11 protein-coding genes are annotated in these 14720 nt (G+C 64.8%); 3 read left to right on the top strand and 8 right to left on the bottom strand.

The window, feature by feature from the left end:
* Positions 1–32: 32 nt before the first annotated feature.
* The 3 genes from ACO1P8_RS08785 to ACO1P8_RS08775 are packed head-to-tail and all read right to left on the bottom strand — an operon-like array spanning position 33 to position 2629.
* Positions 33–1103, bottom strand: coding sequence for an MSMEG_0568 family radical SAM protein (locus ACO1P8_RS08785; protein ID WP_486295544.1), 1071 nt, complete (start codon positions 1101–1103; stop codon positions 33–35).
* Entirely contained in the window at positions 1066–2130 is a 1065-nt protein-coding gene (locus tag ACO1P8_RS08780; protein ID WP_094843824.1) for a Nit6803 family nitrilase, read from the bottom strand. Before ACO1P8_RS08780 ends, ACO1P8_RS08785 begins: the two co-directional genes overlap by 38 nt.
* A 16-nt stretch (positions 2131–2146) precedes the next feature.
* Complete coding sequence (locus ACO1P8_RS08775; RefSeq protein WP_094843825.1) at positions 2147–2629, bottom strand: MSMEG_0572/Sll0783 family nitrogen starvation response protein; 483 nt, start codon at positions 2627–2629, stop codon at positions 2147–2149.
* 363 nt (positions 2630–2992) lie between these two features.
* On the opposite strand from ACO1P8_RS08775, the gene ACO1P8_RS08770 reads away from it, so the two are divergent.
* Positions 2993–4363 (top strand): aminotransferase-like domain-containing protein, encoded by a 1371-nt coding sequence (locus tag ACO1P8_RS08770; protein WP_486295504.1) that lies wholly within the window; start codon positions 2993–2995, stop codon positions 4361–4363.
* A gap of 7 nt (positions 4364–4370) precedes the next feature.
* Here the strand turns inward: ACO1P8_RS08770 and ACO1P8_RS08765 are convergent, their stop codons facing one another.
* Positions 4371–5270: an isocitrate lyase/PEP mutase family protein gene (locus ACO1P8_RS08765; RefSeq protein WP_486295503.1), complete on the bottom strand. Its 900-nt coding sequence runs from the start codon at positions 5268–5270 to the stop codon at positions 4371–4373.
* Positions 5271–5371: 101 nt separating this feature from the next.
* Positions 5372–6337, bottom strand: coding sequence for a tripartite tricarboxylate transporter substrate binding protein (locus ACO1P8_RS08760; protein ID WP_486295502.1), 966 nt, complete (start codon positions 6335–6337; stop codon positions 5372–5374).
* Positions 6338–6459: 122 nt separating this feature from the next.
* Here ACO1P8_RS08760 and ACO1P8_RS08755 point away from each other — a divergent pair, with 122 nt between their 5' ends.
* Complete coding sequence (locus ACO1P8_RS08755; RefSeq protein ID WP_486295501.1) at positions 6460–7437, top strand: LysR family transcriptional regulator; 978 nt, start codon at positions 6460–6462, stop codon at positions 7435–7437.
* Here ACO1P8_RS08755 and ACO1P8_RS08750 read toward each other — a convergent pair.
* The 3 genes from ACO1P8_RS08750 to acnA form a co-directional block, all read right to left on the bottom strand.
* On the bottom strand, positions 7426–8592 hold the full coding sequence (locus ACO1P8_RS08750) for a tetratricopeptide repeat protein (RefSeq protein ID WP_486295500.1): 1167 nt from the start codon (positions 8590–8592) through the stop codon (positions 7426–7428). The two genes, ACO1P8_RS08755 and ACO1P8_RS08750, sit on opposite strands and share 12 nt — an antisense overlap.
* Complete coding sequence (locus ACO1P8_RS08745; protein ID WP_486295499.1) at positions 8592–10694, bottom strand: tetratricopeptide repeat-containing sulfotransferase family protein; 2103 nt, start codon at positions 10692–10694, stop codon at positions 8592–8594. The genes ACO1P8_RS08750 and ACO1P8_RS08745 overlap by 1 nt, the downstream gene beginning before the upstream one ends.
* Positions 10695–10875: 181 nt before the next feature.
* Positions 10876–13542, bottom strand: a complete 2667-nt coding sequence (acnA, locus tag ACO1P8_RS08740; protein ID WP_486295498.1) for an aconitate hydratase AcnA — start codon at positions 13540–13542, stop codon at positions 10876–10878.
* Between the two features lie 145 nt (positions 13543–13687).
* Here acnA and ACO1P8_RS08735 point away from each other — a divergent pair, with 145 nt between their 5' ends.
* A complete protein-coding gene (locus ACO1P8_RS08735; RefSeq protein ID WP_486295497.1) occupies positions 13688–14590 on the top strand; it encodes a LysR family transcriptional regulator in 903 nt (300 codons plus the stop codon).
* Positions 14591–14720: the final 130 nt, after the last annotated feature.

The following is a 14720-nucleotide window of genomic DNA, read 5'->3' as shown; positions in this document are numbered from 1 at the left end:
ACAAGGGTGCGTGCGCTTGGGGATGTTTCATCTCAGGCCTCGTACAACGCGAGCGAGGAACAGGCGCCGCACTTGCCGCAGCCCGCCTTAATATCGCGGGAGTGCAGCGATGCCTGGCCCACCAGCCGGCCTAAAGGCTCCAGGATTTCGCGCATGAAGGCAGGCGCGGGCGCGGGATGGTCCTCCAGCGGCGTACCGCTTATCGGCACGAAGGGGACCACGAAGGGATACACGCCCAGCCCGACCAGCTTTTCGCACATTTGCAGGATGGCCTGCGGCGTATCGCCCAGCCCCGCCAGGATGTAGGTACTGACCTGGCCCCGGCCGAAGACGCCCACCGCCGCCTCGAAGGCCGATAGATAACGCTCCACGGGGACCGTGGCCTTGCCGGGCATGATGCGCGCCCGCACCTCCGGTGTAACGGCCTCCAGGTGCATGCCCAGCGCATCGACGCCGGATTGGCGCATGCGAACGAACCATTTGTCGTCATCCGGCGGTTCGCATTGCCCCTGTATCGGCAGATCGACGGCGGCCTTGATGGCGAAGGCGCTTTCGCACAGGATGGCCGCGCCCCGGTCCGTGGCGTTGGGCGTCCCGGTGGTCAGGACCATATGCTTGACGCCGTCCAGCAGCACCGCGGCGCGCGCGACTTCCGCGAGCTGCTCCGGCGTCTTGCGCGCGATGGTGCGGCGCGCGGCCAGCGATTGCCCTATGGCGCAGAACTGGCAGGCCTTGCGGCGGCTTTCATAACGGATGCAGGTTTGCAGCACCGTAGTGGCGAGCACATCGGAACCATGCAGGGTCGCGATATGCGAGTACGGAACGCCGTCCAGCGTTTGCATCGCATAAAAGCGCGGCGCCTTGGGAAACGAAATCGTGGCGATGGGTATGGCGCCCCGCATGAGCGTACTGCGGCCATTGGCATCCGGCGGCATCGCCACGAACGGCGAATTCCAGGCGGTCGAGGTATGGACCGGCACCATGAAGGCGCGGTCCTCCACGAGGACCGCCTTATGATCCGACGGACCCGCACCGCCCCGGCGGCTGGCCGCGCCGGCACCGGGATCAAGCAGCCTGAGCCCTGACGATTGCAGCTCCGTCATCAGCTGGCGGTTCGCACTGACCGGCGAAAGCGGTGTTTCCATGATCGGCCTCTTCGGAAAACGGTGTAGCGGTGTCGGCGGGACGTTCGCCGGGATTCTTGGGAAATGCGTGCGGCGCCGCGCGCCGATCGATGGCCAGGCTAAGCAGTTCCGGGCGCGCGTAATGCCCCACGCTGTCCATCATGCGCTTGCGCTTGATGATCAAAGAGAGGTCGAGATCGGCTACGAGCAGCCCTTCGCCTTCGCGCAGGGGCTCGACCAGATGGTTGCCTTCCGGCCCCACGATGGCGGTATTGCAGCCGCCTCGCAGCGCCTTTTGCAGCGCGGGGTCCGGCGTGATGGAGGCAATCTGGCGATCCGTCAGCCACCCGGTGGCGTTGACCACGAAGCAGCCCGATTCCAGCGCGTGATGCCGGATCGTGACCTCGATCTGTTCGGCGAAGACCGGCCCCACCATGGAGCCGGGAAACTGACTGCAGTGGATCTGCTCGTGCTGCGTCATCAGGGCGTAGCGCGCGAGCGGGTTGTAGTGTTCCCAACAGGCCAGCGCGCCGACGCGGCCGACGGCCGTCTGCACGACCTCCAGCCCGCTGCCGTCGCCCTGCCCCCAGATCATCCGCTCGTGAAATGTCGGCGTGATCTTGCGGCGCCGCTGCAACAGCCTCCCGTCGGCATCGAACACCAGCTGGGTGTTGTAGAGCGATCCATGATCGCGTTCGTTCACGCCCAGCACCACGACGATGCCGTTTGCGCGCGCCCGCTCCGACACCGCCTGGGTGTCAGGGCCAGGCACGACCACGGCGCCTTCGTACAACCGCATATGCTCCGCGCCCGAAAGCACCGGCGGCTTCACAAACGAGAAGTACGGGTAGTACGGCACGAAGGTTTCGGGAAACACGATCAGGCCCGCGCCCTGGCGCGCGGCATCGTCGATGGCCTCGCATACCTTGCGCAGCGTGCCGCCCGGCGTCTCCAGGTCCGGAGACATCTGTACCGCGGCGACCCGTATGACACGTTTGTCGTACATGGCTGTTTCCCGTGGCCTATAGCGTCCAGGTGTCGAGGATGAAGGCGTTGTCGCGCCGGTGCAGCAGCACGAGATCCAGCACGTCCAGCGGATTGATGGGCCGGATGCCTTCGATCAGCGACGGCTCTCCATGACCGTACAGCGCCTGCAATGCGAAGCGGCAGGCGTAGACCTTGCCGCCTTCCTGCATGAACTTCTCGATCTGTTTATTGAAGTTCTGGTGCCCGGGAAATGCTTCGTCGCCCAATGTGGGGAAGCCGCGCTTGACGCCCAGCGTCACGCCAGGCCCGTAGAGCAATACCGAAGTTTCGAAGCCCTTGCGCTGCAGTCGCGTGGCCTGGAGCAGGTTTACGAAGCCGATGGAGCCTTCGAAGGCGACGGTATGGAAGGTGACCAGCGCTTTTTCTCCCGGCTCGGCCTTGACGTCTTCGAATACTTTCTCTTCGTAGTCGACCAGGAAGTCGCCTTTTTCGTGAGCGGGTTTGGTGACGGCGGGCATGGGATGTTCTCCAGAGAGATGAACGGAATACGCGGGGCTGCGTACGGCAAGTCTTGCAACGCCCATGCCATCGAGGGCGGTGTGAAATGCGATCAACATCCAATCAAGCGGAGTGGATTTGGCTTGCGCACGCCATCGGTGCCGGCCGGATGCCGTCCGCGCGGCTCACATCAGCGCCGCCGGAGCGCCCGCGTGCACCGACGATGTGCGATCCGCGGTCAATGGCGAACCGTACCGGTGCGTGGCGCGCCGGTACGGTGCAAAACGTCCCGGCGAGGCTCGCGCCCGGGGTGCTACTCATGTCATCGCCCTTGTGCCACCATTGCGCCATCCGCCGTTCACATCGATCCGGAGCAACAAGAGATGAGCTATTCCACGCGCCACTGGATAGGGAAACTCGCTCGCAGCGAACGCCCCGTCTACCTCCTGCTGCCCGAGCTGATCGAACAGGACATGGAGCAAGGCCGCCTGACATCGGGCGACCGCCTCCCCCCTTTGCGCGAACTGGCGGAAGCACTCAGCCTGGACTACACGACGGTGGCGCGCGGCTACGCCGAAGCCCGCAAACGCGGCCTGGTCGAATCGCATCCGGGCGCGGGCACTTACGTCAAAGGGGGCAATCCCTCGCTGGTTTCGCGCGGTGGAATCAGCGCGGAAATGAGCATGAATCTGCCGCCGGAGCCGCGGTCGGCCGCCTTGCTGGCGCGGGTGCGCAGAAGCGCTTCCTCGATTTTCGACGCCGACGATTTCTATGGCTTGCTGCGATACCAGGAATTCGGTGGCATGGCAGCGGACCGCGATGCGGGCGCGCGATGGCTGCGCCGCCAGCTGCCAGGCGTTAAAGGCGATCTGGTCCTGGTGTGTCCCGGTATACACAGCGTGCTGCTGGCATTGATCTCGCAATTGGTGCCGCACGGCGAATACCTCTGCGTGGAATCGCTGAGCTATCCCGGCATCAAGGCCATCGCGACACAACTCGGCGTGAAACTATTGCCGCTGCCGATGGATAGCGACGGCATCCGCGCCGATGCCTTCGAAGACGTCTGCAGATCCCTGCGCCCCAAAGCGCTCTATTGCAATCCGACGGTACAGAATCCCACTGCGATCACGATTCCGGCGCGGCGCCGCGAAGCGCTGGCCGACGTCGCGCAGCGCTATAACGTGGCCATCATCGAAGACGATCCCTACGCCATGCTGCCGGCGCAGATGCCGGAGCCCTTGACCTTGCTCGCGCCGGAGCTGTCCTACTACATCACCGGTTTCTCGAAGTGCCTGGGTGCGGGCATGCGAACGGCCTACGTCAAAGCGCCGGATGCCCTGCGTCGTGAAAGGCTGGCGGCGACGATGCGTGCCTTCACGGTGATGTCCTCGCCCATCACGAACGCGCTGGCGACCCGGTGGGTCAACGACGGGACGGCCGAAGCCATGCTGGAGGCCGTGCGTGCCGAATCCGCGGATCGCCAGGACCTCGCACGCAACGTGCTTGACGGCATGTCCTACACCGCCGACCCGGACGGGTTTCACCTCTGGCTGGAACTCCCGCCCCACCTGTCGTCGGTGGGGTTCGCCAAAAATATGAGGGACAAGGGTGTATGGGTCGTCGCGAGCGCGGCCTTCGCGACGGACGGCGCGCCGCCGTCGGCGGCGCGGGTCTGCCTGGGTGGCGCGATGACCTGGTCCGAATGTTCCGCCGGCCTGAACGTCCTGCGCGACGGGCTTCTCGCGGACGCCTGAGCGGTCTTTAGTCCAGCCGCAGCAACGTATCCTCGAAGGCATGCTGGGCGGATGCGCCGAACAACTCGTCGAAGCCGGCGACGCCGCGGTCGATCTCCTCAGGCCTCATGCCCGGGAATTCCTTGCCCGCCAGCGCGTCCAGGGCACCGCGCATCCCCGCGACCATGCCGCCCGGCAGCAGGGTGGTAAGGCTGACGCGGCGCACACCCAACCGTTCGATTTGGCGCAGCGTCAGGCCGGCCGCGCCGGGCGCACTGCCCAGCCCCGTTCCGGCGCTCAGCGTAATGGGGATGTTTAGTACCTCGACGAGCGCGCGGATCTCAGCCTCGGATCTCGGCCCCATCGGCAGCAGCATGTCCGCGCCGGCGGCCTGGTAGGCCAGGGCGCGTTCGACCAGCTGCTTGGTATCTTCCAGGCCCGGCGCATCCGTGCGGACGATGATCAGGAAGTCCGCATCGCGGCGCGCGCGGCAGGCGGCTGCAATCTTGCCGACCATTTCACGAATCGACACGACCTCCTTGCCCATCGAGCCGGCACGCCGCGGAACGACCTGATCCTCGATGTTGACGCCCGCGGCCCCAGCTTCTTCGAACAACGCTACGGCGTAATGGACGCCGCGGGCGTTACCATACCCGGCGTCCGCGTCGGCGGTTAAGGGAATGCGGGCCACGCGTGCCAGCCGGCGACAGTGCTCGACGCTTTCGGTCAGCGTCAACAAGCCGATGTCCGGCACGCCCAGTAATCCGTAGGCCAGCATGGCCCCGCTGATGCAGGCGCTGGCGTAGCCGGCCTGTTCGACCAGGCGCAGGCTGAAAATGTCATGCACCGCCGGCGCAACGACGAAGGACTGTTCGCGCAGCAATCGCCGCAAGGCGGCGCGTTTCTCGGAAGCTGTGGTCTGGGTCATCGAGAAAAACAGAATAGATAAAGGACTCAGGCCGGGCGCGCCTGGAAGTCAGCACAGGCGGCGGTACGCCGAGCATGCCGGGTGTCTGGCAGGGCAGGCCTTCAATCCTTGGGCATGCCGGCGGCCAGTCGCGCCCACGTATCGTGCTGCCTTGCGATCGCTTCGGCCCACGCATCGCCTGGCAGATAGGCCAGCACGGCCGCGTCGTTGCCTGCCTTTTTCAGGTAGGCCGGATCCTTCAATGTGGCCTGGATGGCCGCCTGCAATTTCTGCACGATGGCGGGGGCGGTCCCCGGCGGCGCGGCAAAGCCGCGTTCGGCAGGCATGACATCGTCATAACCCTGTTCGCGCGCGGTTGGCACGTCCGGCATCGAGGTGGCCCGTGTCTCGCTCATCTGGGCGATCACCTTCAAGGGAACCGCTTCCTTGTCGGGCTCCGGCACTTCTCCCGTCGTGACGGCGGAGAAGTCGATATAGCCTCCCAGCAGGGCCGTCTTGGACTGCGATGTGCCGTTGTACGGGATATCGTTCAGCTTGATACCCGTCACCTGTTCCAGGCGCAGCAGGGCCAACTGTCCGTTGGTCCCGACCCCGTTATGGCCGACGGACAACGAGCCGGGTTTCCGTTTCAGGGCTGCGACCACATCATTCAGGTTGCTATACGGTGAGTCCTTGCGCGCGACGAGTATGGTCGGATCGCTCAGAACGCGCGCGACCAGGATCATCCGCGCGGGGTCGTAGAGCGTTTTCTTGTACAGCGGGACGAAAGCCATCGCCGGCAGATTCACGACTCCTACCGTATAGCCGTCAGGGGCGGCCCGATACACCGCGCTGTTCGATATCTCGCTGGCCGCACCGGGCTTGTTGATGATGACAACGGAAGCTTTCCCGCCCAGGTATTTCTGGATGAACGGCGCCATGGTCCGTGCCATAACATCGGTTCCGCCGCCTGCGGCGAAGCCCACATACACCTGGATGGGCCGGTCGTTGGGCCATTCCGCATGCGCGGCGGCCACGCCGGACAGCAATGCAAATAGCGCGGTTATCTGAAAATGGCGTCGGATCATGGAAGGCTCGCGTTCTAGCAATCGGTGATCGGGAGAATACGCATCGGCAGACGATAGAAAAAGCGATATATTTTCACTTCGGCCCATGAATTTAGCGAATAACTCCCGGCGACGGCATCTGCATGACGCTCAAGCAATTGGAAGCCTTCTATTGGGCAGCAACGCTGCACAGTTTCTCCATCGCCGCGTCGCACCTGCACGTCACCCAGTCCACGCTGTCCAAGCGGGTTGCCGAGCTGGAAAGCGATCTCGGCAAACCGCTGTTCGACCGCAGCCGACAACGGGCCGTTATGACCGACACCGGCGAACGGCTGCTACCCCACGCCAGGCAAATGCTGGAACTCGAAGGACGGGCACGCGCCGAACTGGACGCGCCCGTCGCCGTGCGTGGCACATGCCGCCTGGGCATCAGCGAACTGGTCGCGGCCACCTGGTTCCCTGCATTCGTCTCCGCGGTCACCCAGTCCTACCCTGCCCTCGTCCTGGAACCGCATGTTGATCTAACGCGTGTCCTGGAAAGGAAACTTGTCCGTGGCGACCTCGACCTCGCCATCATCCCCGGCCCTTCGGAACTGCCGACGGTGGCCGCCTGGAAGATCGGCGAGCTGGACTATGCCTGGATGGCATCGCCTGGGCTCATGCGTGCGGGTACCGTGCTGGAACCGCGCCATCTGGCCGATCATCCGGTCATCACGCTGAACAAGGAATCGCGCCTGGCGGGTGTATTCGACGATTGGGCCGATCAGGCAGGAGTGGCGGTACCGAAGGCACTGGTATGCAACAGCTTGACGGCGCTTATCGCCCTGACCATCGCCGGTGTGGGCATCAGCTATTTCCCCCGTATCTACATACAGCCCTTCCTGCGCGCGGGAAAACTGGTCGAGCTAGCCGGCGAACCGCAGTTGGACACACTGAGCTACTTCTGCCAGTGGCGCAAGGACGACAGACGGGCCATGGTGGGGGCACTTCGGCAATTGGTCGCGCAAGTCGCGGATTTCAGCCGATCGCCGCTATGGGATGCGGGACATTTGCCATCCCCATCGCCGGCACGCGCCGGCAAGGCTTCCGGAAAGCAACCGGAAGCCCCCCTATCTGGCTAGCCGGCCACCGGGAAAGGTCCGCGCGAGCGCCTGAGCGACATCGCGCAGCACCGCCGCCCAATCGCCGGGCGCCGGCTGCCGGAACAGGCGCAGGGACGGATACCACGGCGTATCGGTACGGTCCATCAGCCAGCGCCAGTCCGGCAGGAAAGGCAGCATGACCCATGCGGGACGATTCAAGCCGCCCGCCAGGTGCACCGGCGACGAGTCGATGGAGATCAGCAGATCGGCCAGCGCCAGGATGGCGGCGGTGTCCTCGAAGTCGTGGATCTCGTCGTCCAACGGCACGATATTCATGCCCGATGGCGGCGTCCTGGCCTGCTCGGCCGCCGGCCCCTTCTGGATGGCCAGATACGTGATGCCCGGCAAGGCCAGCGGCGCCAGGTCGGACAGGGCCAGCGAGCGGTTGGCGTCGTTCGGATGCGAGGGCCGGCCCGCCCACACCAGCGCCACCCACGGTCGCGGCAAGGCCGCCAGCCGGGCGCGCCATTTGGACACGCGAGCAGGGTCCGGCGACAAGTAAGGAATTTCGCCAGGAAGATCCTGCGAACGCAGTCCCATCGCCATCGGCAGGGACATCATCTCGCAATGCTGGTCGAAAGGCGGCGGAAGATCTCCACGCGTGGAGATCGCGTCGTGGCCTGCGGCGCGCCGCGCAATGCCGAGCAGATCGGGATGGATTTCCAGGACGATGCGCGCGGCGCTGCGCGCCTTGGCCCAGGCGACCATGCGAATGAATTGCAGCGTGTCGCCATAGCCCTGCTCGTCGTGGATCAAAAGCGTCTGCCCGGCGATACGGCGACCGTCCCACCGGGGGAGCGGCACCTTGCGTTCGATCGCGGCGGTATGCGCCAGGCTGTAGCGCCAGCGATACTCGCGCCATCCACGCGCGAAATCGCCTTGCAGCAGCAGTGTTTCGGCCAGGTCGAAGCGCGCGGACAGGTCGCCGGGCATGGCGCGGACCAGCATCTCCTGTATCTCCGCCGCCTCGGCGACGCGGCCCAGGTGCTTGACGGCCTGCGCCAGCAGGCGCCACAGTGCGCTCGGCGCACCCGCCGGATCGATCCCCGCCCGCAACAGGCTTTCGGCCTCCGCATACTGCCTGTCGTCCAGCAGCTTGCCGGCCTGGCGCGCCAGCTCTTCGGCATTCCGCATCACGTCGCCTCGACGCCCAGTTCGGACAATAGAGGACCAAGATGATGCGCGTAGGCGCGCCAGCGGCCCCTGGCATGCCGATAAATGGGCTGCCGCACCTCGTTCATGCTGGCGCCGCGCACGGGCCGCGGCGATCGGTGATACGCCAGGCAGGCGGGCTCCCAGTGCAGGCCCAGGAACTCGACGAGCCGCCGGCTTTGCCCTTCCGGGTCATCGACCAGCGCTTCGTAATCGACTTCGATGTAGCGGTCCGCCGGCAGTATCCGCCGCCAGCATGCCATCAAGGCATCGTAGGCCCGGTAGTAGCGTCCCAGCTCCACCAGATCGCAGCTGTAAGCGTGCTCCGCGCCGAAGGGCTTGCTGAAGCAGGAAAGGCAGGTATCCACCGGATCGCGACGGCAATGGATGATGCGGGCGCGGGGAAGAATGCGCGCGATCAGGCCGGCGTAGAGGAAGTTCGACGGCGTCCTGTCGATGATGCGGTCCTTTCCCATGGACAGGGCCGCGAGCCTTTCCACGCAGGCATCGCCCAGCGCGTCCAGCGTCGGCAGGTCCGCCTGCGCCATGCCTTCGGGAAAGCCGGCAATGCGCGAGACCAGATCGCGCATCAGCGGCAATTCTCCCGCGCCATGCACCCGCGAATGCGAGGCCAGTATCTGCTCCACCAGCGTCGTGCCGGAACGCGGCATGCCCACGATGAAGACCGGCAGGTCACTGGCATTGCCGGTTTGCGAGGAAGCCGGCGGCAATGCGGTGAAGGCATCCGCGATGCGCGCCATCCCGCCGGTCGCCACGCCGATGTCGAAATCGAAGCTGGCGCGCTTTTCGCGATTGGCCTCCACCAGATGCGTCCATGCCTCTTCGGTGGCGTCGCAATCCATGTAGGCCTTGCCCAATGCGAAGCGCAGGGCGGTCCGGCGCGGGACGTCCCCCGCGCGGTCTTCGCGCAACAGCTTTTCCATGGCGTCGATCGCCGGATCGCCGCGCTCGAAGCGTGTTATGTCGGCGCGCGCGCTCCATGCCTGCGCATTGTCGGGATAGCATGCAAGCAGATCATCCAGCGCGGCGCGGGCTTCGTCGGCACGCCCCAGGATCATCAGCAGCCGCGCCCGATTCAGCCACGCCGCTTCTCGCGCGATACCGGGAAGCGATATCGCCCGATCGAACGAATCCAACGCTTCTTCGAACCGATCCTGCGCCTGCTGCGCCTCGCCGAACATGTTGTAGGCGTCGGCGTTTTGCGGCGCGGCAGCCACGGCCTGGCGGGCAGCCTCCAACGCCGCCTGGAACTGGCCGCACTGAAGCAGCAGCCTGGCCTTGGCAAGCAGCCCGCCTGCATGCGACGGCGCGAAGGCCAGCAAGGCCTCGATCCAATGCAGGGCCTCGTCCGGGCGTTGCCGCGCGGCTTCGATGCCCGCCATGTTGATGTAGGCGTCAGCCAGGCGGGGGTTGTAGTCGATGGCCAGCCGCGCGGCCTCGGCGGCTTCCGCGTATTCGCCCAGATCGCTCAGCAGGAAGGCAAGGTTGCTGTGCGCTTCCGCGTAGGCGGGGTGCAGCGCCAGAGCCTTGCCGTATTCGGCCCGCGCATCGGCCAGCCGGCCGGCACGCTTGTAGGTGTTGCCCAGATTGTTGTGGGCCTCGGGACTATCGGGCTGGATCGCGATGACGCGCTCCAGGCACGCCGCGCTTTCGTCGTAGCGTCCGCATTCCTGCAAGACAATGCCCAAATTGTTCCAGGCGGTGGGAAGTTCGGGCGCGAGCCGGGTGGCCTGGCGGGCCGCGGTCTCCGCCTCGGCCAGCAGGCCCTGCTGGCGGCACATTTCCGCCAGATTGCTGAAATACACCGCCGGGGCGTGCGGCGCCCGGCAAGCCTCGCGCAGGCACTCGACGGCCAGCGCGGGTTTGCCATAGGCGTGCGCGATCAGCCCCAGCAGATGCAGCGCGTCCGCCTGCCCCGGCCACACCGCCAGCACCCGTCTGGCCAGCATTTCCGCCTGCGCCGCCTGGCCCGCATTCCAGTGCGCGTAGGCCTGTTGCAGTGCTTGCGTCGGGTCCGGTTGCGGTTCGGCGGCAGGTGGCGGTGCGGAGCGTTTGCGGGTCATCTCGGGTATGGCCGTGGGGGCAGTCAGAACCGGTAACGCCCCCTGCCGCAGGAAGATCTGCGCCGAGACATTGCCGGTATCGAAACAGCGATCGTAACTCGCCGTGACATCGACCGCCTTGCTGCGCGGCAGCGTCGGGCCCGGCCCCCGTTACACGGGCGGACAGGGGACCGCCAGCTACTCAGGCTTGGCCCGCGCCGGCCACATGGCGGGCAAGCCGCTGCCTCAATACGTAGGGCAGGATTCCACCATTTTTGAAATAAGCCTCTTCGATCGCCGAATCGATACGCACGCGCAACGGCACTTTCGCCGTTTCCCCATCACGTCGATGGATAACCAGTTCGAAAACCTGGCCGGTGCGAACATTGTCCACGTCTCCGTTCACATCGAAGGTCTCGTTTCCCACCAGCGCCAGGCTCTGTGCGCTGACACCTTCGGGAAGCTCCAGCGGCAATATTCCCATGCCGACCAGATTGCTGCGGTGGATACGCTCGAAACTGCGCGCGATCACGGCGCGAACACCCAGCAGGCTGGGGCCTTTGGCTGCCCAATCGCGGCTGGAACCGTTACCGTATTCCTCGCCTGCGAACACTATCATCGGCACGCCTTCCGATACGTATTTCGTGGCGGCTTCGAATATGCTCATGCGCTGGCCGTCCGGTTGGTGCAATGTATGGCTGCCCACCTCGCTGACCATCAGGTTGCGGATGCGAACGTTCGCGAAGCTGCTGCGCACCATGACGCGGTCATGCGCGCGGCGCGATATATAGCTGTTGAAATCGCGCGGCTCCACACCCAGCGATATCAGGAATTTTCCGGATTCGGATTCGGGTGGAATCGAACCGCCGGGATTGATGTGATCGGTGGTCACCGAATCACCCAGGATCGCCAGCGCTCGGGCACCTTCGATAGCGCCCTTGGGCGGAATATCCAGCGTCACACCATCGAAAAAGGGCGGCTGCTTCAGATAGGTCGAATCGCCATCCCACACGAACAGGTCGCCCTTGGGCGCGGGCAGTGCCTCCCATAGCTCGTTCCTCTGTCCGGCCTGGGCGTAGATGCCGAGCACATGCTTGGGATCCTGCGCGACCGGCAGTACCTGCGCCATTTCCTCCGCCGTGGGCCAGAGATCGGCCAGATAGACTTTCTTGCCGTCCGCCCCTTCGCCCAGGGCGTCGTCGGCCGGATTGAAATCCGCCCTGCCCACGATGGCGAACGCCACCACCAGCGGCGGACTCATCAGGAAGTTTGCCTTGATGGCCTGGTGGATACGCGCCTCGAAATTCCGGTTGCCCGAAAGAACCGCGGCCACGGTGAGATTGCCGTCATTGATACGGCCAAGAATTTCCGCATCCAGCGGGCCGGAATTTCCCATACAGGTTGCGCAGCCGTAGCCGGCAACGTTGAAGCCAAGTGTGTCCAGATACCGGTCCAGGCCGGTCGCCTGCAAATACGAGGTGACGACCCGGGAGCCGGGTGTGAAGGAGGTCTTCACATGCGGCGCGGTTTTCAATCCTTTTTGGACGGCCTTTTTTGCCAGGATCCCGGCCGCCAACATCAGCCGGGGATTGGAGGTATTGGTACAGGAAGTAATGGCGGCCAGGACGACATCGCCATGACGCAGTGCCTTGCCGGAACCGGATCCGGCAGGTGCTTCCTGGGGCAACAGGCCACGCACCTTTTCCTTCAGGTCGCCCAGCGCGATACGGTCCTGCGGACGTGAAGGTCCGGCCACGCTCGGCACGACGGAAGACAGGTCGATATGAACGGTATCGGTGTAATCGATCTGGCCCAAAGACGGCATGCCGAACATGCCCTGCGCCTGGAAATAAGCCTTCAAAGCCGCGATCTCCGCCTTTGTCCTGCCGGTGGCCTTGAGATATTCCAGCGTATTGGCATCGACCGGGAAAAAGGCCGCCGTCGCGCCATACTCGGGAGCCATGTTCGATATCGTCGCGCGGTCCGGCGCGGTCAGGGCCGCGGCACCCGAGCCGAAGAACTCGACAAACTTCCCTACCACTTTCCTGGCACGCAAAGCCTGGACCACCGTTAGCACGATGTCCGTGGCCATCATCCCCGGAGCGGGCGCACCGGTCAACTCGACACCGATCACGTCGGGCGCTACCAGATATATCGGCTCGCCCAGCATGGCGGCTTCGGCTTCGATGCCCCCAACGCCCCAACCCAGCACACCGATGCCATTGACCATGGGCGTATGGCTGTCGGTGCCGACCAACGAATCGAAATACGTCACCCCGCCTTTCTGATGCACGCCCCGCGCCAGATTTTCCAGATTCACCTGGTGGACGATGCCCGAGCCCGGCGGAAAGATTCGGAACGCCTTGAATGCATTGGCTGCCCATTTCAGGAACGAATACCTTTCCGCGTTGCGCTCGTACTCGATCTCCATATTCAGCTTGAGCGCATCGGCGGATCCGGCATGTTCGACGATGATGGAATGGTCGACGACCAGATCGACCGGCACCAGGGGCTCGATTTCCGCGGGCGACATGCCGAGTCCAGCCGCGGCGTCGCGCATGGCGGCCAGATCCGCCAACAGCGGGACGCCCGAAGAATCCGGCGCCACGATGCGCGACACCACGAACGGGACTTCACCGCTGCGCTCGCCGTTCGGCTGCCACCCGGCCAATTGGCGCAGATGGTGCTCCTGCACGCTGGAGCCGTTCAGATTACGCAGCACGGATTCCAGGATGACGCGTATCGAATGCGGCAAGCGGGAAATTTTTCCCAGGCCCATTTCCTCCAGCACGGCCAGCGAATAGAAACGGCTATCGGGGCTTCCCTCGATGGAAAGCGGGCGTACGGTGTCGGCGGATTGGAATGCCATGATCTCCTCGCTATTCGAATGTGCAAGCCGGGCGCTCGCGCTGCGTAGCCCGGGCGAATACGCAACCGCGGGATTCCGCTGAGTCTAGGCAATGGCTGGCGATCCGTCTAATATATTGTGTCTGCACTCCCGATACTTATAGGATATGGAGCTACGCCACCTTCGGTACTTCGTCGCCGTTGCCGAGGAGCTGCATTTCACCCGGGCCGCACAGCGCATCGGTATCGCCCAACCTCCTCTGACGGCCCAGATCAAGGCGCTCGAAAGCGAATTGGGCGTGCAGCTGTTCAACCGCCAGCCCGGGCGGGTCAGCCTGACGCTACCCGGCCAGGTCTATCTGGAAGAAGCGCGCGCGATCCTGGAGCACGTCAAAAAGGCCGCCCTGCGCTGCCAGCTCAGCGCGCAAGGCATGGTGGGACGAATCAGCGTCGGCTTCACCGAGTCGGCCTCGTTCCGGGCGGAAGTCACGACCGCGCTCCAACGCTATCGCAGCCTCTATCCGCGCGTCGAGATGTCCCTGGAGGAGAACCGCACGGGACCGCTTATGGATTCCCTGCGCCAGGGCCGCATCGACGTCGCCTTCGTGCGGCTGCCCATCGGCGACGATAGCGGAATCACGTTCTCACTGCTCTCGACCGAACCCATGATGGCGGTCGTCCCCAACGGCCACCGGCTGGACGGCCGCAAGAGCGTGCGACTGGAAGCACTACGCGAGGAACTGTTCGTGCTCTATCCACGCGCCACCCGCTCCGGCGTGCCCGAAATGGTCGTTGCCGCATGCGAGGCCAGAGGATTCAGTCCCAAGGTGGTACAGCACGCGCCGCAGGTCTCGTCGACCATCAACCTGGTCGCCAGCGGCCTGGGCATTTCCATCGTGCCGGCATGCATGCGAGGCACACGATCGGACGACGTGCACTACATTTCCCTGGAAGACTCGGGTCTGGTCGCCAGCCTGGGCATGGCGCACCGGGCGGGCGAGCTATCGCCCGCGCTGCGGAACTTTGTCGACTTGGTCTTGAGCGGCGTTTCGAGCGGTCAGAAGCGGTAGCTGCCCTTTAGCTGGAAGGCCTGCGCCGAGACATTGCCGGTATCGAAGAGGCGATCGTAACTCGCCGTGATATCGACCGCCTTGCCCAGCGGCAGCGTCAGGCCCACGCCGGCCGTCAGCATGCCGCGCG

This window comes from Bordetella sp., assembly GCF_057362025.1.
Note: the sequence above shows the minus strand (reverse complement) of the source record. Positions and strands in the feature narration are given on the sequence as shown.